Annotated in this window: 17 protein-coding genes; 2 read left to right on the top strand and 15 right to left on the bottom strand. The window is 61.0% G+C overall.

Annotated elements, in window-relative coordinates; genetic code table 11:
• Positions 1–45 precede the first annotated feature (45 nt).
• Positions 46–372, top strand: coding sequence for a biofilm peroxide resistance protein BsmA (gene bsmA, locus MHZ97_RS13330; protein WP_103794498.1), 327 nt, complete (start codon positions 46–48; stop codon positions 370–372).
• Here the strand turns inward: bsmA and MHZ97_RS13335 are convergent.
• The 15 genes from MHZ97_RS13335 to nnr all read right to left on the bottom strand — a co-directional run bounded on the left by MHZ97_RS13335 (position 346) and on the right by nnr (position 18495).
• Positions 346–1974: an isovaleryl-CoA dehydrogenase gene (locus tag MHZ97_RS13335; RefSeq protein ID WP_239314796.1), complete on the bottom strand. Its 1629-nt coding sequence runs from the start codon at positions 1972–1974 to the stop codon at positions 346–348. The genes bsmA and MHZ97_RS13335 overlap by 27 nt on opposite strands.
• Before the next feature lie 85 nt (positions 1975–2059).
• Positions 2060–2794 carry a 23S rRNA (guanosine(2251)-2'-O)-methyltransferase RlmB gene (gene rlmB / locus MHZ97_RS13340; RefSeq protein ID WP_103794496.1) on the bottom strand — a complete coding sequence of 245 codons (735 nt, stop codon included), beginning with the start codon at positions 2792–2794 and terminating at the stop codon, positions 2060–2062.
• Positions 2795–2877: 83 nt separating this feature from the next.
• Positions 2878–5307 (bottom strand): ribonuclease R, encoded by a 2430-nt coding sequence (rnr, locus tag MHZ97_RS13345; protein ID WP_103794495.1) that lies wholly within the window; start codon positions 5305–5307, stop codon positions 2878–2880.
• Between the two features lie 16 nt (positions 5308–5323).
• A complete protein-coding gene (gene nsrR, locus MHZ97_RS13350; RefSeq protein WP_103794494.1) occupies positions 5324–5767 on the bottom strand; it encodes a nitric oxide-sensing transcriptional repressor NsrR in 444 nt (147 codons plus the stop codon).
• Positions 5768–5984: 217 nt separating this feature from the next.
• Entirely contained in the window at positions 5985–7283 is a 1299-nt protein-coding gene (locus MHZ97_RS13355) for an adenylosuccinate synthase (RefSeq protein WP_239314795.1), read from the bottom strand.
• A gap of 165 nt (positions 7284–7448) precedes the next feature.
• Positions 7449–7649, bottom strand: coding sequence for a DUF2065 family protein (locus MHZ97_RS13360; protein WP_103794493.1), 201 nt, complete (start codon positions 7647–7649; stop codon positions 7449–7451).
• 57 nt (positions 7650–7706) lie between these two features.
• On the bottom strand, positions 7707–8711 hold the full coding sequence (hflC, locus tag MHZ97_RS13365) for a protease modulator HflC (protein WP_239314794.1): 1005 nt from the start codon (positions 8709–8711) through the stop codon (positions 7707–7709).
• Positions 8712–8714: 3 nt separating this feature from the next.
• Entirely contained in the window at positions 8715–9950 is a 1236-nt protein-coding gene (hflK, locus tag MHZ97_RS13370; protein WP_103794491.1) for an FtsH protease activity modulator HflK, read from the bottom strand.
• Between the two features lie 271 nt (positions 9951–10221).
• Positions 10222–11502: a ribosome rescue GTPase HflX gene (gene hflX / locus MHZ97_RS13375; protein ID WP_103794490.1), complete on the bottom strand. Its 1281-nt coding sequence runs from the start codon at positions 11500–11502 to the stop codon at positions 10222–10224.
• 81 nt (positions 11503–11583) lie between these two features.
• Entirely contained in the window at positions 11584–11895 is a 312-nt protein-coding gene (hfq, locus tag MHZ97_RS13380) for an RNA chaperone Hfq (protein WP_033754840.1), read from the bottom strand.
• A 102-nt stretch (positions 11896–11997) separates the two neighbouring features.
• Positions 11998–12948: a tRNA (adenosine(37)-N6)-dimethylallyltransferase MiaA gene (gene miaA, locus MHZ97_RS13385; RefSeq protein WP_239314793.1), complete on the bottom strand. Its 951-nt coding sequence runs from the start codon at positions 12946–12948 to the stop codon at positions 11998–12000.
• The gene (gene mutL, locus MHZ97_RS13390; protein WP_239314792.1) at positions 12941–14806 is read right to left on the bottom strand and encodes a DNA mismatch repair endonuclease MutL; all 1866 of its coding nucleotides are present in this window, start codon (positions 14804–14806) and stop codon (positions 12941–12943) included. The genes miaA and mutL overlap by 8 nt, the downstream gene beginning before the upstream one ends.
• 48 nt (positions 14807–14854) lie before the next feature.
• Positions 14855–16513: an N-acetylmuramoyl-L-alanine amidase AmiB gene (gene amiB, locus MHZ97_RS13395; RefSeq protein ID WP_239314791.1), complete on the bottom strand. Its 1659-nt coding sequence runs from the start codon at positions 16511–16513 to the stop codon at positions 14855–14857.
• Entirely contained in the window at positions 16510–16974 is a 465-nt protein-coding gene (gene tsaE / locus MHZ97_RS13400) for a tRNA (adenosine(37)-N6)-threonylcarbamoyltransferase complex ATPase subunit type 1 TsaE (protein WP_239314790.1), read from the bottom strand. The genes amiB and tsaE overlap by 4 nt, the downstream gene beginning before the upstream one ends.
• A gap of 6 nt (positions 16975–16980) precedes the next feature.
• A complete protein-coding gene (gene nnr, locus MHZ97_RS13405; RefSeq protein ID WP_239314789.1) occupies positions 16981–18495 on the bottom strand; it encodes a bifunctional ADP-dependent NAD(P)H-hydrate dehydratase/NAD(P)H-hydrate epimerase in 1515 nt (504 codons plus the stop codon).
• On the opposite strand from nnr, the gene queG reads away from it, so the two are divergent.
• Positions 18494–19633: a tRNA epoxyqueuosine(34) reductase QueG gene (gene queG, locus MHZ97_RS13410; RefSeq protein ID WP_103794484.1), complete on the top strand. Its 1140-nt coding sequence runs from the start codon at positions 18494–18496 to the stop codon at positions 19631–19633. The genes nnr and queG overlap by 2 nt on opposite strands.
• Positions 19634–19765 lie beyond the last annotated feature (132 nt).

The following is a 19765-nucleotide window of genomic DNA, read 5'->3' on the forward strand; positions in this document are numbered from 1 at the left end:
GCGGGTGGCTTACACTTAATCCACCTTCCCTCTGGAGTAAACCTTATGCGTTACGCTTACTTACTGACAATGGCACTGCTGGTGAGCGGCTGTTCGGCGCTGAAAACCACGCCGCAGCCGCCGCCTGCGCCTACCCATCAGGCGCAGGAGATCACGCGCGCGCAGAGCGCTGGTTTGCCGAGGCTCGGCAGCGTCAGCACGCAGGTTCGCGGCTCGCCGGATGACGCCCAGCGCGCACTGGCAGCGGAGGCCAATCAGCGCGGCGCGGTTTACTATCAGGTCATCATGGTGGATGAAACGGTGACGCCGGGCTACTGGTACGCGACGGCGATCCTTTACGGCGCGTCACCCGCCGCTGGCGCGCAGCAGTAAGCGCTCCGCCACCTGGCTTTCGATCGGACGGACGCCGCGCGCGTCGAGCCACTGCCGGCACCAGGCGTCCGCCAGCGGCGGCTCGGCATACTTCAGCAGCTGCGCGCCGGTCGCCAGTAAAAACAGGCGCTGGGCCATTTCCCGCGCCTGACTCTCCTGCAGTCGGTTCAGGCGCAGCTTTAGCTGCCGCCAGCCGGCGTCAAACAGGCGATTCACGCCCCTGACCGCCTCAAACTCCTGATTCAGCATCTCAGCTACGCCGGGCTGTTTGCGCAGCACGCGCAGCACGTCGAGAGCCATGACATTGCCCGATCCTTCCCAGATGCTGTTAACCGGCATATCGCGATAGAGACGCGGCAGCTCGCTCTCTTCGCAGTAGCCAATGCCCCCCAGCACCTCCATCGCCTCGGCGACAAACGGCATGCCCGCCTTGCAGACGGCGTACTTCGCCGCCGGGGTGAACAGCCGCGCAAATGCGCCCTCCAGCGGCTGCGCCGGCTGCGACCAGGCGCGCGCCAGCCGCATCAGCAGCGCCGTTTGCCCCTCAAGCTGCAGCGCCTGCGTCGCCAGAACCTGACGCATCAGCGGCTGATCCACCAGATCTTTGCCCATCACCTGACGCTGGTGCGCATGGTAGAGCGCGACGGAGAAGGCGCGCCGCATCTGGCCGTGACTGCCGAGCGCGCAGTCGAAGCGGGTCATGCCGCCCATTTTAAGGATCAGCCGCACGCCGTCGCCCTCCTCCCCCACCAGCCAGCCGGTAGCGTCCTGAAACTCCGCTTCGCTGCTGGCGTTGGCGCGGTTGCCCAGCTTCTCTTTGAGTCGCTCAAGGCGAATGGCGTTGCGCGTGCCGTCCGGCAGCAGGCGCGGCAGGAAAAAGCAGCTTAAGCCGCCGCCGCTTTGGGCGAGGATCAGATGCGCATCGCTCTGCGGCACGGAGAAGAACCACTTATGGCCGGTGATGCGCCAGAGCGAGCCGGGCGCGCGGTCCGCCAGCGGCTCCGCGCGCGTGGTGTTGGTGGTGACGTCGCTGCCACCCTGCTTTTCCGTCATGCCCATGCCGATCAGCAGGCCGCGCTTCTGCTCGCCAGGCAGCGCGTGGGTATCGTAGCGATCGCTGAGCAGCGGGTCGCGCCAGCCGCTGAAGGCGTCCGGCAGCCAGCGCTGCAGCAGCGGGATGGCGGCGTGCGTCATGGTCGCCGGGCAGAGCGTGCCGGCCTCGACCTGAGCGTGGAGAATAAAGCGCGCGGCGCGCGCCACCATGGCGCGATCCAGCACGTCGGGCTGCCAGCTAAGATTATGCAGGCGGCTGGCGCAGACGCCCTGCATCAGCAGGTGCCACGCGGGATGAAAACGCACCTCGTCGATGCGTACGCCGCGCGCGTCGTAGCGCAGCAGCTCCGGCGGCGCGGCGTTGGCCAGCCGTCCCAGCTCCAGCGACTCGGCACCGCCGAGCTGGGCGCCCACCGACGCCAGCCACTCGCGATCCCATTCGGCGCCTTCCCGCACCAGCGCTTCGCGCAGCGGCGTGTCGGAGAGAAAGAGATTGCTGTTGCTCAGGGGCTGCGGCTGATTGAAAACGGTGTGGGTTGTCCAGGTCATAACCACTCCTCGCGATGCGTCTCCCGTTAAGTATGGGAGAGCAACGCGCAGTTATGCCTGGCACTGAGAGGTTTTGCGGCGGCGATCACGCCCCGCGCTGGCGTACCGCTTCAAACAGGCAGACGCCGGTGGCAACAGAGACGTTAAGCGATGAAACGCTGCCCGCCATCGGGATGCTGATCAGCTCGTCGCAGTGCTCGCGCGTCAGGCGGCGCATGCCTTCACCTTCCGCGCCCATCACCAGCGCCATCGGCCCGGTCATGTTGCTCTGGTAGAGGGTATGATCCGCTTCGCCAGCGGTGCCGACCACCCAGATGTTGTACTCCTGCAGCAGACGCAGCGTGCGCGCCAGGTTGGTGACGCGGATCAGCGGCACGTTTTCCGCCGCGCCGCTGGCGACTTTTTTCGCCGTAGCGTTAAGGGAGGCGGAGCGGTCTTTCGGCACGATCACCGCGTGTACGCCTGCGGCGTCGGCGCTGCGCAGGCAGGCGCCAAGGTTATGCGGATCGGTGACGCCGTCCAGCACCAGCAGCAGCGGCTTCTCCAGGCTGGCCAGCAAATCCGGCAGATCGCCTTCCTGGTACTGGCGTCCGGGCCGGATGCGCGCCACGATACCCTGATGCACGCCGCCCTCAACCTGGCCGTCCAGCCACTGGCGGTTCGCCAGCTGGATAACGATACCCTGAGCTTCCAGCGCCGCCACCAACGGCTGCAGGCGACGATCGTCGCGGCCCTTGAGGATAAAGACTTCCTGAAAGCGCTGGGGATCGCGCTCCAGCAGCGCCTGCACGGCATGGATACCAAAAATTATTTCGCTCATCGATCTGCTCAGTTAGGAATTGAATGGACTTCAGCGGACGCTTTTTGCGTGGCAAAAAGCGTCCGTTAACGCATCAGGCGGAATCAGGCCTGCTTTTTCGCGGCGCGCTTCGCCCTGGTGGCGGCGGCGATTTTACGGGTTTTTTCCGACGGGGTTTTGCTTTTTTTCTCTTTCTTCGCTTTGCCAGAGGCGGGCTTCGCGTCGCGGAACGCTTCGTTCGGCTCAAAGTTGCCTTTTTTTCCCATCTGACGGCGACGCTTCGGCGGCGCTTTGCCTTCACGCTTCGCTTTGTCGCGCGCGGTTTTGCCTTCGCCGCGCGGCTGGCGCTGACTGGAAATCAGCGCGAAGTCGATCTTGCGCTCATCCAGATGCACCGCCTCGACCCGCACTTCGACCGCATCGCCCAGACGATAGGTGCGTCCGCCCGACTCGCCGATCAGGCGCTGTCCCACCGCATCGAAACGGTAGTAGTCGTTGTCCAGCGTGGAGACGTGTACCAGGCCGTCAATAAAGAGGTCGTCCAGGCGCACAAAGAAGCCGAAGCCGGTTACGCTGGAGATCACGCCGCTAAAAGTATTGCCGACCTGATCCTGCATAAAGTCGCACTTCAGCCAGTCGGCGACGTCGCGCGTCGCCTCGTCGGCGCGGCGCTCCGTCATTGAGCAGTGCTGGCCGAGCTGCAGCATCTGCTGCATCTCGTAGTGATAGCCGCCGGTCGGCGTGGTGTTGCCTTTCACCTCACCTTCCGCCTGCGCCAGCAGATATTTAATGGCGCGGTGCAGCAGCAGATCGGGATAGCGGCGGATCGGCGAGGTAAAGTGCGCGTAAGACTGCAGCGCCAGGCCAAAGTGTCCGCGGTTTTCCGGATCGTAGACCGCCTGCTTCATGGAGCGCAGCAGCATGGTTTGCAGCATTTCCGCGTCTGGACGATCGGCGATCTGCGTCAGCAGCTCGGCGTAGTCGATCGGTTCCGGCTTAGTGCCACCCGGCAGCGAGAGGCCCAGCTCGTTAAGCACGGTACGGAAGCTGGTGATGCTGTCGTCGCTGGGGCGATCGTGATCGCGGAACAGCGCCGGCTCCTGATGCTTCTCGACGAAGCGCGCCGACGCGATGTTGGCGAGGATCATGCACTCTTCGATCAGCTTGTGCGCGTCGTTGCGCACGGTGCGCTCTACCCGCTCAATACGGCGTTCCGCGTTGAAGATAAACTTCGCTTCTTCGGTCTCAAACGAGATGCCGCCGCGCGCTTCGCGCGCCTGTTCCAGCACCTTGTACATGTTGTGCAGCTCTTCCAGCGGCTTCAGCAGCGGCGCGTACTGTTCGCGCAGCTCCGGGTTGCCCTGCAGGATATTCCACACTTTGTTGTAGGTCAGGCGCGCATGGGAGTTCATCACCGCTTCATAGTGTTTGAAGCCGGTCAGCTTGCCGGTGGCAGAGATGGTCATCTCGCACACCATGCAGAGACGATCGACCTGCGGGTTCAGCGAGCAGAGCCCGTTGGAGAGCACTTCCGGCAGCATCGGTACGACCTGCGACGGGAAATAGACCGAGGTGCCGCGCTGCAGCGCTTCGTCGTCCAACGGCGTGCCGGGACGCACGTAGTAGCTGACGTCGGCGATGGCGACCCACAGGCGCCAGCCGCCGCCGCGTTTTTTCTCGCAGTAAACCGCATCGTCGAAGTCGCGCGCATCTTCGCCGTCGATAGTGACCAGCGGCAGCTTACGCAGATCGATGCGCCCTTTTTTCGCCGCTTCAGGCACCTCTTCGCTGAGCTTGCTTACCTGCTTTTCAACTTCAGGCGGCCAGCTGTGCGGGATTTCGTGGGTGCGCAGGGCCATATCGACCGCCAGGCCGGTGCCCATGTTGTCGCCGAGGATCTCTGCGACTTTACCAATGGCTTTGGTGCGGCGCGTCGGGCGCTGCATCAGCTCTACCACCACCACCGAGCCCATTCGCGCCTGCTGGGTCTCTTCCGGCGGGATCAGAATGTCGAAGCTCAGACGGCTGTCGTCGGGCACCACGAAACCGGCGCCCGCATCGGTAAAGTAACGGCCGACGATTTGGTTGTTGCGCGGCTCCAGCACGCGCACCACGCGCGCTTCACGGCGGCCTTTACGATCGGCCCCCAGCGGCTGCGCCAGGATAACGTCGCCGTGCATGCACATTTTCATCTGCTCGGCGGAGAGATAGAGGTCATCTTTCTGGCCTTCTACGCGCAGGAAGCCGTAGCCGTCGCGGTGGCCGATAACCTTGCCGCGCAGCAGATCGAGACGTTCCGGCAGCGCATAGCACTGGCGGCGGGTAAAGACCAGCTGACCGTCGCGCTCCATGGCGCGCAGACGACGACGCAGCGCTTCAAGGTGCTCTTCGTCGGTGAGATTCAGTTCCTGCGCCAGCTCGTCGCGGCTGGCTGGTTTTTCGCGTTTTTCGAGGTGAGCCAGAATAAATTCACGGCTCGGAATAGGGTTTTCATATTTTTCAGCTTCTCTTTGCTGAAAAGGATCGTTTGACATAGCGGTTCCTCCGATGTCATTTCAGATTCATTGCCACCGGCGGTTCGGACAATAAAATTTGGTATAAGGGTTCGTTTCCTGCGACTAAGTCTGCCAGCGTATAGCTGTCCAGTTCCCGCAGGAACAGCTGTACCGCATCGTTTAGCGCTTTTTTTAAGCGGCAGGCTGGCTTGATAGCGCAGGTGGCGCAGTCTACGAGCTGTAGCGGCTCCATTTTGCGTACCACATCGCCGATAACAATATTACGCGGATCCATACCAAGACGGATGCCGCCATTTTTGCCGCGCGTTGCGGCGATAAAGCCTGCCCGGCTGAGTTGATTGATAATCTTAACCATATGGTTGCGCGACACGCCGTAGGTCTCGGTGACTTCAGTAATATTCGTCATTCTGCCTTCCGGCAAACTGGCCATATAAATCAAGGCCCGCAGACCATAATCGGTAAAACTTGTCAGCTGCACAATTACCTCGGTAGATTACCCATGGCGTATTTATTTCGTTCGCGTTGCGGTTGATTTTAATAGTAAACCGGCTTGCGGTTACTGTAGATGATAAACCAGAGTCGAATCCAGAGTGTGTTTTTTTCAACCGAACGGCGATGCAGCAAAGCGAAGGGGATAATGAGCGGCTTGCTAAGCGGGGAAACAGAGGCCGGAGCAGCGCCGGCCTCTTGCAGGATTAAGCGTCGAACGGATCGCGCAGAATCATGGTTTCGCTACGGTCCGGGCCGGTAGAAATAATATCAACCGGTACGCCCGTTACTTCTTCCACGCGCTTGATATAGTCGCGCGCGGCCTGCGGCAGACCTTCCAGCGTTTTCACGCCAAAGGTGGTTTCGCTCCAGCCCGGCAGGGTTTCATAGATCGGCTCAATGCCTTCCCAGTTCTCTGCCGCCAGCGGCGTGGTGGTCACTTCGCGACCGTCCGGCAGGCGATAGCCCACGCAGATTTTCACCTCTTTCAGGCCGTCCAGCACGTCCAGCTTGGTCATGCAGAAACCTGACAGCGAGTTGATCTGTACCGCGCGGCGTACGGCGACCGCATCCAGCCAGCCGGTGCGACGACGACGACCCGTGGTCGCGCCAAACTCGTGGCCTTTCGCGCACAGGAACTCGCCGATGTCGTCGAACAGTTCGGTCGGGAACGGACCGGCGCCAACGCGGGTCGAGTAGGCCTTCACGATACCCAGCACGTAGTCAACGCAGCGCGGGCCAATGCCTGAGCCAGTTGCCACGCCGCCAGCGGTGGTGTTAGAGGAGGTCACATAGGGATAGGTGCCGTGGTCAATATCTAGCAGCGTGCCCTGCGCGCCTTCGAACATGATCAGATCGCCGCGCTTCTGCGCCGTGTCCAGCAGATCGGAGACGTCAACCACCATGCTGGTCAGCACGTCGGCTACTGCCAGTACGTCGCTCAGCACTTTGTCGTAGTCGACCGCGTCTTCTTTGTAGTAGTTCACCAGCTGGAAGTTGTAGTAATCAACAATCTCTTTCAGCTTAACGGCGAAGGTCTCTTTGTTGAAGAGGTCGCCGACGCGCAGACCGCGGCGCGCCACTTTATCTTCATAGGCCGGGCCGATGCCGCGACCGGTGGTGCCGATGGCTTTGGCGCCGCGCGCTTTTTCGCGCGCCAGATCCATCGCAACATGGTATTGCAGGATCAGCGGGCAGGCTTCAGAAATCAGCAGACGTTCGCGTACCGGTACGCCTCGCTCTTCCAGACCTTTCATCTCTTTCATCAGAGCTTCAGGCGACAGCACCACGCCGTTACCGATAATGCTGGTGACGTTTTCGCGCAGGATGCCAGATGGAATTAAATGGAGGACGGTTTTTTCACCGTTGATGACAAGCGTATGGCCGGCATTGTGGCCACCCTGGTAGCGCACCACGTAATTAGCGCGTTCAGTCAGCAGGTCTACAATTTTACCTTTGCCTTCGTCACCCCATTGGGTGCCCAGTACGACGACGTTCTTACCCATTTTCAAAATCACCGATTGCTTAAAAATGGATTCTACCATCTGATCTTGCGGCTTTCAGCACTTTTAGCATACGTTTGCGCGCATTTTTTGCCTGGGTTTTGCGCACTACAACATCCTGGGGAAACGATGCGCGGAAGGCACAATTTAGCCCTGTTGCACGCGCAATCAGGCGCCGCCGTGTGCGCCGACCATGTAGTAAATCACCACGCCCGCCACCACCAGGCCGCCGCCGAAACGGTGCAGCAGACGATCTGGCAGCTGCGCCATGCTCAGGATCATACGGCGCCAGATGCGCGGCAGAAACATCGGCCCCAGGCCTTCGAGCACCAGTACCAGCGCCAGCGCCATCCATATGGTTGTATTCATTTACCATTCCCAAAAAAAAGGCCGACATCATTGTCGGCCCGTAGGTTATAGCAGTTCTTATCGCGTCGCGTTAGAGGGCGCTTTCATATATCGGAAGAAATCGCTGTCCGGGCTAAGCACCATCACATCCTGGCTGTCGCTGAAGCTATTTTCATAGGCGCGCAGGCTGCGAATAAAGGCGTAGAAGTCCGGATCCTGGCTGAAGGCGTCAGCAAAAAGCTTCGCTGCTTCTGCATCGCCGTCGCCGCGCGTAATCAGCGCGGTACGCTGCGCTTCCGCCAGGGTGCGCGTGACCTGATAGTCCGCCTGCGCACGCAGTTTTTCCGCCTCTTCCTGACCCTGAGAACGCTGGCTGCGCGCAACCGCTTCACGCTCGGCGCGCATGCGGTTGTAAATCGCGTCAGAGACCTCGGTCGGCAGATTGATCTGCTTGATGCGCACGTCCACCACCTGAATGCCCAGCGCCGCCATACTGTTCGGGTTAATCGCTGGCTCTTTGCTGTTGGTTTCGCGCTCGACGCGCGCCGCCGCGCTGGCGATGGCGTCATCCGCCGCCGGCGTCTGCACGTCGTCATCGCTGCCGGCGCTGCCGGCGTTCAGCGCGTCGCGCACGTCAGTGGTCAGACGGCCGCGAGAGTCCGTCACGATGTCTTTCACGTCAAGACGGCCCATCTCGGAACGCAGACGGTCGCTGAACTTACGTTTCAGCAGCACTTCCGCCTGCGAAACGTCGCCGCCGCCCGTCGCCAGGTAGTAGCGGCTGAAATCGCTGATACGCCATTTGATATAAGAGTCGACGATCAGGTCTTTCTTCTCTTTGGTGACGAAGCGATCCGCCTGGTTGTCCATGGTCTGAATACGCGCGTCCAGCGTTTTCACCGTCTCAATAAAGGGGACTTTCATATGCAGACCCGGCGCGAACACCTGGGGTTTGTTCTCGTCGTCGCGCAGTACTTTACCGAAGCGCAGCACGATGCCGCGCTCCCCTTCCTGCACCACGAACAGTGAAGCGTAGAGCGCCACCAGTACAACAATAATGACTACAATTATGGGCTTACGCATCGATTACTCTCTCCCTTCGCGCTGGGTATCGTTGCGCAGAGCATTGGCCCGACGCTGATCCATGATGCTGTCTGGATTGTAGGCTGACGTGTCGCTGCGGCTGGCGGTGCTGCCGGGCGAAGCGGGCAGCGTGCTCAGACTCGCGCCTTTCTGCCCGCTCTGCGCCGCGCCAGTTGCGCCGCGCATCAGCTGGTCGAGCGGCAGCACCATCAGGTTATTGCCGCGGTCGTTAACCAGCACTTTGCGGGTATGGCTCAGCACACGTTCCATGGTTTCGATATAGAGACGCTCTTTGGTGATATCCGGTGCCGCTTTGTACTCAGGCAGCAGCTTGGCGAAGCGTGCCACTTCACCCTGCGCTTCCAGCACGGTGCGTTCTTTATAAGCGCGCGCCTCTTCGAGGATGCGCTGCGCCTGACCATTGGCACGCGGCTGTACTTCGTTGGCGTAGGCTTCCGCCTCGCGCACGTACTGCTCGCGGTTTTCACGCGCGGCGATAGCGTCGTCAAACGCCGCCTTCACCTCTTCCGGCGGACGCGCCGCCTGGAAGTTAACGTCAAGCAGCGTGATGCCCATGTTGTAAGGGCGAATGGTTTCGTCGATTTCGCGCTGCGTATCGCTACGCACCACGGTACGGCCTTCAGTCAGGATGCGATCCATCGTGGAGCGCCCGATCACGCCGCGCAGCGCGCTGTCGGTCGCCTGGCGCAGGCTGTCGTCCGCGCTGGTGACGGCGAACAGGTAGCGTTCAGGATCGGTCACGCGGTACTGCACGTTCATCTCAACGCGCACCACGTTCTCATCCGAGGTCAGCATCACGCCTGAAGCGGCAAGCTCGCGCACCGCTTCAACGTTTACCGCGCGCACCTGATCGATAAAGGTAGGTTTCCAGTTCAGGCCTGGCTCAACCAGATGACTGAACTTGCCGAAGCGCGTAACGACGCCGCGCTCCGCTTCTTTAATGGTGTAGAATCCACTGGCGGCCCAGATTACGACCGCCGCAACAGCGACGATCCCGACCAGTTTGCCACCGCTGCCGCCGCTGCGCTGGCCATTTTCACTCTGTTTGCCACCGCCCAGTCCGCCGAGCTTTTTGCTCAACTTACGGAAGATATCATCCAGATCCGGCGGTCCCTGTTCGCGACCGCCTTTGTTTCCCCCAGAGTTGCCGCCTTTATTATTGCTGCTTCCCCACGGGTCGCGGTCCTGTCCGTTATTACCGGGCTGATTCCACGCCATGTTCTACTCCATTTATTGTAAGTGCGCTGTTTACCCTGCAGCTTTCCGGCTGTAGCTGTGTTGGCCGCCTTCGCTCAACCCGGTCACTTACCGATGTAAGCTCCCGGGCATTCACTCAGTTGCCGCCTTGCTACAACCGGAAATCTTTGGGTAAACCCTGCTTTTCGCGGCTGTAGCTGCGTTGGCCGCCTTCGTTCGCCTTAATCCCAGAAAAACGGCGGCCGCCTGCTACACCATACACGCTATTGCGTAAGGACGTTTGGGCAACGTGTCAAACTATGTAATCGAGCAGCGCCGGTTCCTGTTTGCACAGGCGTCGCCAGTCAACCATCGGCAGACGCACGCGTAGCCCGATGCCGCCGTCTTCTTCATTCCATTCATCTTCAATGGCCTGCAGCTGATAGAAGCGGCTGCGCAGGCGGCCCGCTTCCGGCGGCAGGCGCAGTTCGAACTGCGCGATTTCGCCGGCCAGACGCTCAGAGAGCGCCTGCCATAGCAGCGGCAGACCTTCGCCGCTCTGGGCTGAAAGCCAGACGCGAACGGGCAGATTTTCTTCGTTGCGATCGATGCGCGGCACGAAGCCGTCCAGCATATCGATTTTATTCATAACCAGCAGCGTAGGGATCTCGTCTGCTTCGATCTCCTCCAGTACCGCATCAACCGCTTCGATATTCTCACTGACGCGCACGTCGGCGGCGTCGATAACGTGCAGCAGCAGCGTCGCCTGACGCGTTTCCTGCAGCGTCGCTTTAAACGCGGCCACCAGATCGTGAGGCAGATGGCGAATAAAGCCAACGGTATCCGCCAGCACCACCTCGCCGACGTCCGCGACGTTCAGACGGCGCAGCGTGGGATCGAGCGTTGCAAACAGCTGGTCCGCCGCATAGACGTTAGCGGAGGTGACGGCGTTAAAGAGGGTAGATTTACCGGCGTTGGTATAGCCAACCAGCGACACGGTCGGCACGTCCGCTTTGGCGCGCGCCTGACGTCCCTGATCGCGCTGTTTTTCTACGCGTTCAAGGCGGGATAAAATTTGGCTGATTCGGTTACGCAGCAAACGACGGTCGGTTTCCAGCTGGGTTTCACCCGGGCCGCGTAAGCCGATACCGCCTTTCTGACGCTCAAGGTGCGTCCAGCCGCGTACCAGTCGGGTAGCAAGATGGCGCAGCTGGGCCAGTTCAACCTGCAGCTTACCTTCATGGGTTCGGGCGCGTTGGGCAAAGATATCCAGGATCAGACCGGTACGGTCAATGACCCGGCATTCGCACAGGCGCTCCAGATTACGTTCCTGCGCAGGGGTTAAGGCATGATCGAATAATACGACCGATGCTCCACTTGATTTTACCGCATCGGCAATTTCAGCTGCCTTTCCTTCACCGACAAAATATTTGGGATGTGGCGCTTTACGACTGCCAGTAATGACCTGCAGCGCGTCGACGCCCGCAGAAGAGACCAGGGTTTCGAATTCCTGGAGATCTTCCATCTCTTTGTCTTGGGAGAACCAGATGTGTACCAGTACGGCCTGCTCACCGGCTTCATAACGGTCAAACAAGCTATAACCTCGCTTAGAAAATAGAAGACCAGGAGGGAAAACAGTCTGTGTTCTCCCGCCCTGGCTTGTACGGGGAGCGCGTTATTCCGCGTTATCGCCGTCTTGTTGTGGCTGCGATGGCGCAGAAGCGTTGCTCCCGCCGTGGTGGTAGTTATTGCTGCCGCCACCCGTGTTGTTGCTGTGATGTGAAACCGGGCGCGATGGAACCACGGTAGAAATGGCATGCTTGTAAACCATCTGGCTTACCGTGTTCTTCAACAAAATCACGAATTGATCGAAAGACTCAATTTGTCCCTGCAGCTTGATACCGTTGACCAAATAAATCGAAACCGGAACACGTTCACGACGCAGTGCGTTCAAAAACGGGTCTTGTAAAGATTGCCCCTTAGCCATTCTATCTTTTCCTTATATGCTTGTTGTTTATTACTTGTAGAACCGAAGTTCTGAAAATACTGCGTAAAAATTTGCGCACGATAACCAGCCAATTGTACACAATCACCCATGCTTCGCACTAAGAACCTGAAGCACCTCGTCACGCGCCGATTCTGGGCTGTCGCTGTCAAGCCAGCGTACATTTTCCCAGCCGCGTAACCAGGTCATCTGGCGTTTAGCAAGCTGCCGGGTTGCGCAAATTCCCCGATAAACCATCTCGTCGTAATCGATCTCGCCAGCCAGGTACGACCACATCTGACGATAACCGACACAGCGAATGGAAGGCATATCCGTATGCAAATCACCTCGTGCAAACAGGGCGCGGGCCTCCGCTTCAAATCCTGACGCCAGCATCTGCTGAAAGCGCAGTTCGATGCGCTGATGCAGCAGTTCACGGGTCGCGGGGGCGATGGCGAACTGATACACATCGTAGGGTAACGCTTCGCCGGATGTTTTAGTCAGTTCCGTTAAAGTTTTACCCGAAATAAAAAAAACTTCCAGTGCTCGCGAAAGTCTCTGCGGATCATTCGGATGAATACGACTTCCGGCCACCGGGTCGATGTCGCACAGCTGACGATGCAGCGCCTCCCACCCTTTTTCACGCGCCATTTGTTCAATGCGTTGACGCACCTCGGGATCGGCCGAGGGGAGCGGCGACAATCCTTCCAGTAACGCTTTGAAATAGAGCATGGTTCCACCGACCAGCAGCGGAATCCGGCCGTTCTGAACGATCTCCGCCATGGCCGCCAGCGCGTCGCGGCGGAAGTCGGCGGCGGAATAGGCCTCCGACGGATCGCGGATATCCAGCAGCCGATGCGGCGCCTGCGCCAGCTCCTCCGCCGAGGGCTTGGCCGTGCCGATATCCATCCCGCGATAGATTAAGGCAGAGTCGACGCTGATAAGTTCCACCGGCAGCTGCTTTCTTAGCGCTATTGCCAGCGCGGTTTTGCCCGAGGCGGTCGGCCCCATCAAAAAAATAGCCTTTGGTCGGCCAGCCGGGTTTTGTTCACTCATGCGTTAATGCGGCAAGCGCGCTCTCAATATCAAGGGCCTGAAGCAGGCCAGAAGGCGGCGATTTCAGCAGCTGCGGGCAGAGTCGTTCCAGCTCCGCCAGCAGCGTAATCGCCTGCGAGTGATTCCAGTGGAGCGCGTCGGTATCGCAACGTCGCGCCAGCCATTGAGCCAGCTGTGGGGCGTCGCTCTCCGGCTGCTGGGCGAGATAGCCTAACAGCTCTGGAATCAAGATTTGTAAATTTTGCGTGCGCAAGGGTAAAGGCACCGCGCGCAGCGTAACGTGGTCCCCTTCCGGCTGCAGATCGATGCCCATTGCATTCAGCAGGCTCTGCCGCTCTGCGGCGATCTGGCGCTCCGGCCGGGCAACTTTCATGCGCACCGGGATAAGCAGCGGCTGCGACTTCAGCCCCGTTTCCCCTGGCTGCAGCTGCGCATGGCGCACCCAGCGCGCCGCCACAGGCAGCGACAGCAGCAGCAGCCTCTGCTCCTGCTCCAGCAGCGCATAGCGCTCCCGCACCACCGTTAACACGCGGCCAAAGCTTTGCGCATGGGAGGAGAGCGGCGCCTCGGTCGGCTGCGCGCGCGGCGCAGCCGGTGGCGCGACCGGTTCAGCCGGCGCGCGCGAACCAGCCGCCGGAGTTTTCAGCAGCTGCTGATAGACCGCGCCTTCGCGCTTGCTGTAAAGGTTCTCTTTGTTCTGCCAGCCCGGCTGCGCGGCCGTTGCCGGACTCGCGCCCCCGCCTTCGCTGCGGCGCGGCGCGGCGGGCTGGGAAAAGTGGTTGCCCCCCGCCGCCTGGCGATTCTCCGGCTGCCAGCGCGGCGCCGGCTCTTCCGCCGCGATCGACGGCAGGGGCGGCGCGCTGCTCTCCTGCAGCACGCTCATCACACCCTGAAAGATAAAGTCGTGCACCAGCCGTGACTGATGGAAACGCACCTCATGCTTGGCGGGATGCACGTTGACGTCTACCTGATGCGGATCGATCTCCAGGTAGAGCACATAGGCGGGCTGCTGGTCGGCCTGCAGCTGGGCCTGAAACGCCTGGCGTATCGCATGGTTGATCAGTTTGTCGCGCATCATGCGGCCGTTGACGTAGCAATACTGAATATCGGTCAGCTGGCGCGATCCGGCCGGATCGGCGACCCAGCCGCGCAGCAGCAGATCGTCATGTCGCCAGTCGATGCGCAGCGCATGCTGCATAAAGGTCGTGCCGCAAATCGCGCCCAGCCGCCGTTCGCGCTGCGCCTCATCATTGACCGCGCGATACTGGCGCATCAGCTTGCCGTTGTGGCTGAGCGAGATAGAGACGTCAAAACGCGCCAGCGCAATGCGGCGGATCACCTCGTCGATATGGCCAAACTCGGTTTTCTCGGTGCGCATAAATTTGCGGCGCGCGGGCGTGTTATAGAAGAGGTCAAGCACCTCCAGCGTGGTGCCACACGGATGCGCCGCCGGCTTCACCGTGACCGCCATATCGCGGCCTTCGGCATACGCCTGCCAGGCTTCGCTCTGCGTCTGGGTGCGCGAGGTTAAGGTCAGGCGCGACACCGAGCTGATACTGGCCAGCGCTTCACCGCGAAAGCCCAGGCTCATAATCGCTTCCAGATCGTCGAGCGAGGCAATTTTACTGGTGGCGTGGCGCGCCAGCGCCATTGCCAGCTCCTCTTTGCTGATGCCGCAGCCGTTATCGCGGATGCGGATCAGCTTCGCGCCGCCGTTTTCAATATCGATGTCGATGCGCGTCGCACCGGCGTCGAGGCTGTTTTCCACCAGCTCTTTTACCACCGAAGCTGGACGCTCGACGACTTCGCCCGCCGCAATCTGGTTAGCCAGCTGCGGCGGTAAAATTTGAATGGGCATGGTGATTATCCTTGTAGAGCCTGGCCCGGCGCCTGGCCGGGCTGACCGTCAGGAGGCGGGGATTTTCAGGGTTTGCCCCAACATCACATTTGAGGACTTCATATTGTTCGCCTGGATGATCGCCTGCGGGCTGACGCCGTAATGGGCGGCGATAGCCGTCAGCGAGTCGCCCCGCACCACTTTATGCCGCGTCGGGCCGCGCGCGGCCACCGTATTGCTGGCCGGCACCTTCAGGCGCTGTCCGACCCAGACCACATCGCGCTTCAGCCGGTTCATCTCGCGCAGCGTTGCCATGCTGACGCCATATTTCGCGGCGATGCCGGAGAGCGTTTCACCGCGGGTTACCGTATGACGCTGCACTGCGCCGGTATACTGCGTGGTGCCGGTCGCCGGATTACTGGCGACGCTCACCGTCGGCGATGAGCCGATCGGCCGGTTTTCCTCCTTTGGGAGCGATTGTAGCGGGTGCGCCAGGAAATAATTGCGCAGGCCTTTGTAGATAGCCATCGCAATTTTATCCTGGTAAGCGCTACTGCCGAGCAGTCGCTCCTCCGAGGCATTACTGATGAAGCCGGTCTCCACCAACAGCGAGGGAATATCCGGCGAACGCAGCACGCCGAGGCTGGCGTGCTCCGGCAAACGCTTATGCAGCGGCGAAACGCCGCGCAGCTGCTGCAGCACTTTCAACGCCACGTCGTAGCCGACGCGCTGCGAGTGGCCGAACTGCAGATCCAGCACCGCCTGGCTCAGGTAGGGATCGGCCTGGCTGTTCGCCAGCAGATCCCCTGCGCCGCCCAGCAGTTCAGACTGTTTCTCGCGCTGCTCCAGCCAGTTCGCCATTTCGCTGTTGGCGCGGCGGTTCGACAGCACCCATACCGAGGCGCCGGTGGCGCTGTGGCTCGGTGCCGAGTCGGCATGAATGGAAACCAGCAGGTTGGCGTTCTCTTTACGCGCCACTTCGGAACGGCCCATCACCGAGATAAAGTAGTCGCCGTCGCGCGTCAGCACGCCTTTAAACATCGGATCGTTGTTCAGCAGCACCTTCAGCTTGCGCGCGATGGCGATGGTGACGTTCTTTTCATGCAATCCACGCTGGCCGGTAGCGCCGGGATCCTGGCCGCCGTGTCCGGCGTCGATCGCCACAATCACCGTGTCATTGCTGGTGGGCACCGCATTGCCTGGGCGCGTTGTGGTGTTGGTATTGCTGACCGCCGTCACCTGATTCGCGTTGAACGGATTCACGGCGCTGCGGCTCGGGGCTGTCCGTGCCGGCGTCGATGTGGACGCCGTTGAAACCGGCGCGGCGCGGCTCACCGGCTGTTTGCCCTGAATAGTGAACACGACGTTGTAGCTGCTGCCGTTGCGCTGCGTCACCGCGCGGGTTTTGCCCGCCTGCGTCAGCTCGAACACCAGCCGAATGCTCTGCTTATCCTTTGGCGTGCTGGTGCGAATGCGCCTGACGATATTTTCACCGCTGAAGTTGAGCGGCAGCCCCTGAATCACGCCGCTCTGACGAATATCGAGCACCACGCGCTCCGGGTTGTGCAGCGGAAAGAAGCCGTACACCGGCTGCCCGGCGAAGCTCAACGTCACCGTCGCCCTGCTGTCGCCGTTTTCGACTTTGATATCGGAGAGGCTGGCCGCCAGCGCGGGCGCCGTCACCAGGCAGAGTACCAGCAGCAGCGCGCTTTTTATCCGTGCGATCATTCCTGCGCCACCTGCTCTGTCAGCGTGTCGCCCAGCGCGGAGTGCGCCTCAAGGCGCGCCTCGCGTGCGGCCCCGACGTAGCTCAGCGTCAGCGCCAGATCGGGCGGCGGCAACACGCCCGCGCCCTGCTGCGGCCACTCCACCAGACAGATAGCTTCGCCGGTGAAATAGTCGCGGATCCCCATAAACTCCAGCTCTTCCGGATCGGCCAGGCGATAAAGATCGAAGTGATAGAGCGCGCGCGCGCCGAGCTGATAAGGCTCCACCAGCGTATAGGTCGGGCTTTTAACGTTGCCCTGATGGCCAAGCGCCTGTAAAAATCCACGGCTGAAGGTCGTCTTACCCGCGCCCAGATCGCCATAGAGATAGATTACCGCCGCGCCGGTACAGGCGCGGGCCAGCTTAGCGCCCAGATCGAGGGTCGCCGCCTCATCGGGCAAGGAAATAACACAGGTCTTCATGCTTTATTATTGGGTCATCTCTGGATTAACAAACTGCCAAAGCAGCTCGAATAAATCTGTTGCCAACATGCCGCGCGTACCGCGCCGCGCCGCTACTGCGTCCGCTGCCGCCCCGTGCGCCACGCAGCCTGCGCAGGCCGCGTCGAACAGCGCCAGCTGCTGCCCCATCATTGAGGCGATAATACCACTTAATACGTCACCCATACCGCCAGAGGCCATGCCAGCGTTGCCGACGTCGGCGAACGCCATTTCGTCCTGCTCGCTGGCGATAAGGGTACCGGCACCTTTCAACACTACCACCCCGCCGTAGCGCGCCGCGAGTTGCTGCGCGGCGAGCAGGCGATCGCTCTCGACTTCGCTGGTCTTAATCCCCAGCAGCCGCGCCGCTTCGCCCGGGTGCGGCGTAATGATGCGATTCTGACGTTTCTCTGCATTGATTGCCAGCAGGTTAAGCGCATCAGCGTCCCAAAGCATCGGCTTTTCACTGGTAGTAACCGCTTTCAGCGCATTCTGTCCCCATTCGCGCTGGCCCAGACCCGGACCAATGGCGATAACGTCCGCCCACGCCAGCCCGCTTTGCAGACTCGCCTCCGTCAGCTCGTCCACCATGATTTCCGGGCGCGCCGTCAGTACTGGCGCAATATTATCGCGATGCGTCAGGACGCGCACCAGCCCCGACCCGGCACGCAGTGCCGCTTCCGCCGTCATGCGAATTGCGCCTGCGGTGCCGGTGTCGCCGCCGACCACCAGCAGGCGACCGTGATTACCTTTGTGCGAGGTCGGCCTGCGCGGCTTCAGCCAGTGTGAAAGGAAGCTGGCGTCGAAGCGCGCCATCGGGGCGTTTTCACCGGCGAGAAAGGGGCTCAGGCCAAGGTCGGCGTAGCGCAGCTCGCCGATAAGATCGCGCGCTTTGCCGGTGATCTGGCCGGGCTTCAGCGCGATAAAGCTTAGCGTCTGCGTCGCGGCGATCGCCTCACCCGGCGCGCAGCCGGTCGCCGCCGACAGCCCTGACGGCATATCGAGCGCCAGCACCGGCGCGGCATGCGCGTTCGCCTGTTTGATCAGCCTGAGACAGGGCCCGGCGGGGGCGCGATTGATGCCGGTGCCCAGCAGAGCGTCGATGATAAGATCGACCTGCTCCGGCCAGGCGGCGTCAGCGGCATGGATCTCGCCGCCCGCTTCCAGCCAGGCCTCGCGCGCGCGCTGCGCCTCCTCAGGCAGAGGTTTATCGCTGTCGCACGCCAGCAGCGTGACCCTGTAGCCCGCCGCCTGCGCCAGCCGCGCCGTGACATAGCCATCGCCGCCGTTATTGCCCTGCCCGCAGAGGATCAGCCAGCTGCGCGCCTGCGGCCACTGCGCACGCGCCAGCTCGAACGCCGCCTGCCCGGCGCGCTGCATCAGCTCGTAAAGCGTAATGCCCAGCGCGTCGGCACCGTCGCGCTCCAGCTGGCGCAGAGCCTGCGCAGGCCAGACGGAATATGGTAAACTGCGGCTGTTCGCCTTCGATTCCTGGTTACTCATGTCATACCCTCTCGATCTTCATCAGCTTGCTCAACAGATTAAACAGTGGGGCAAGGATCTCGGCTTTCAGCAGGTCGGCATCACCGACACCGATCTCAGCGCGGAAGAGCCGCGTCTGCAGGCGTGGCTGGACAAGCAGTATCACGGCGAAATGGAGTGGATGGCGCGCCACGGCATGATGCGTGCGCGTCCGCATGAACTGCTGCCCGGCACGCTGCGCGTAATCAGCGTACGCATGAACTATCTTCCGGCCAAAGCCGCCTTCGCCAGCACGCTGAAAAACCCGCAACTTGGCTATGTCAGCCGCTACGCTCTGGGGCGTGATTACCACAAAGTATTGCGCAATCGCCTGAAAAAGCTCGGAGAAATGATCCAGGAAAAGTGCGGCGAGCTTAATTTTCGCCCGTTTGTCGACTCCGCGCCGCTGCTGGAGCGACCGCTGGCGGCTAAGGCGGGCCTTGGCTGGACCGGCAAACATTCGCTGATCCTTAACCGCGAGGCGGGCTCGTGGTTTTTCCTCGGCGAGCTGCTGATCGATCTGCCGCTGCCGATTGACGCCCCGCAGGAGGAGCAGTGCGGCCGCTGCGTCGCCTGTATGACCATATGCCCGACCAACGCCATCGTGGAACCCTACGTGGTGGATGCGCGCCGCTGCATCTCCTACCTCACTATCGAGCTTGAGGGTGCCATTCCGGAAGCGCTGCGCCCGCTGATGGGCAACCGCATTTACGGCTGCGACGACTGCCAGCTGATCTGCCCGTGGAATCGCTACGGCCAGCTCAGCGACGAAACGGACTTCTCGCCGCGCGCCGCGCTGCATGCGCCGGAGCTAATGACGCTGTTCCAGTGGGACGAGAAAACCTTTTTACGCGTGACGGAAGGCTCAGCGATACGCCGCATCGGCCATCTGCGCTGGCTGCGTAATATTGCCGTGGCGCTGGGCAACGCCCCCTGGCGCGCCGAAATTGCGGACGTGCTGCAGCAGCGGCTGGGCGAAAATCCGCTGCTTGATGAACATATCGAGTGGGCCCTGCTTCAGCAGCAGGAAAAACGGCAGGCGCTGGTGATTGACGTGCAGCCCGCGCAGCAAAAACGGCTGGTGCGCGCGATTGAGAAGGGTTTGCCGCGTGACGCATGATAAGTAATCAGCGATGTTGGTCAGCGACTTTTCCACAAGCTGTGCATAAAAATAAAAAGGCGTTGTCATTCAACTGACACAAAGCGCGTCAGAGAAGATTTTAACAAAATGAAATACCTTCATTTATCGATA

It is taken from the genome of Pantoea sp. ACRSC (genome assembly GCF_022346785.1).
In the GTDB taxonomy this organism is placed as follows: domain Bacteria; phylum Pseudomonadota; class Gammaproteobacteria; order Enterobacterales; family Enterobacteriaceae; genus Pantoea; species Pantoea alvi.

Excerpts from the sequence above, each read along its gene's own strand:
- rlmB (WP_103794496.1), bottom strand. The coding sequence starts at position 2,794 with ATGAGCGAAATAATTTTTGGTATCCATGCCGTGCAGGCGCTGCTGGAG.
- hfq (WP_033754840.1), bottom strand. The coding sequence starts at position 11,895 with ATGGCTAAGGGGCAATCTTTACAAGACCCGTTTTTGAACGCACTGCGT.
- MHZ97_RS13335 (WP_239314796.1), bottom strand. The coding sequence starts at position 1,974 with ATGACCTGGACAACCCACACCGTTTTCAATCAGCCGCAGCCCCTGAGC.
- queG (WP_103794484.1), top strand. The coding sequence starts at position 18,494 with ATGTCATACCCTCTCGATCTTCATCAGCTTGCTCAACAGATTAAACAG.
- rnr (WP_103794495.1), bottom strand. The coding sequence starts at position 5,307 with ATGTCAAACGATCCTTTTCAGCAAAGAGAAGCTGAAAAATATGAAAAC.
- tsaE (WP_239314790.1), bottom strand. The coding sequence starts at position 16,974 with ATGAAGACCTGTGTTATTTCCTTGCCCGATGAGGCGGCGACCCTCGAT.
- miaA (WP_239314793.1), bottom strand. The coding sequence starts at position 12,948 with ATGAGTGAACAAAACCCGGCTGGCCGACCAAAGGCTATTTTTTTGATG.
- hflC (WP_239314794.1), bottom strand. The coding sequence starts at position 8,711 with ATGCGTAAGCCCATAATTGTAGTCATTATTGTTGTACTGGTGGCGCTC.
- nnr (WP_239314789.1), bottom strand. The coding sequence starts at position 18,495 with ATGAGTAACCAGGAATCGAAGGCGAACAGCCGCAGTTTACCATATTCC.
- hflK (WP_103794491.1), bottom strand. The coding sequence starts at position 9,950 with ATGGCGTGGAATCAGCCCGGTAATAACGGACAGGACCGCGACCCGTGG.
- MHZ97_RS13360 (WP_103794493.1), bottom strand. The coding sequence starts at position 7,649 with ATGAATACAACCATATGGATGGCGCTGGCGCTGGTACTGGTGCTCGAA.
- bsmA (WP_103794498.1), top strand. The coding sequence starts at position 46 with ATGCGTTACGCTTACTTACTGACAATGGCACTGCTGGTGAGCGGCTGT.
- amiB (WP_239314791.1), bottom strand. The coding sequence starts at position 16,513 with ATGATCGCACGGATAAAAAGCGCGCTGCTGCTGGTACTCTGCCTGGTG.
- mutL (WP_239314792.1), bottom strand. The coding sequence starts at position 14,806 with ATGCCCATTCAAATTTTACCGCCGCAGCTGGCTAACCAGATTGCGGCG.
- MHZ97_RS13355 (WP_239314795.1), bottom strand. The coding sequence starts at position 7,283 with ATGGGTAAGAACGTCGTCGTACTGGGCACCCAATGGGGTGACGAAGGC.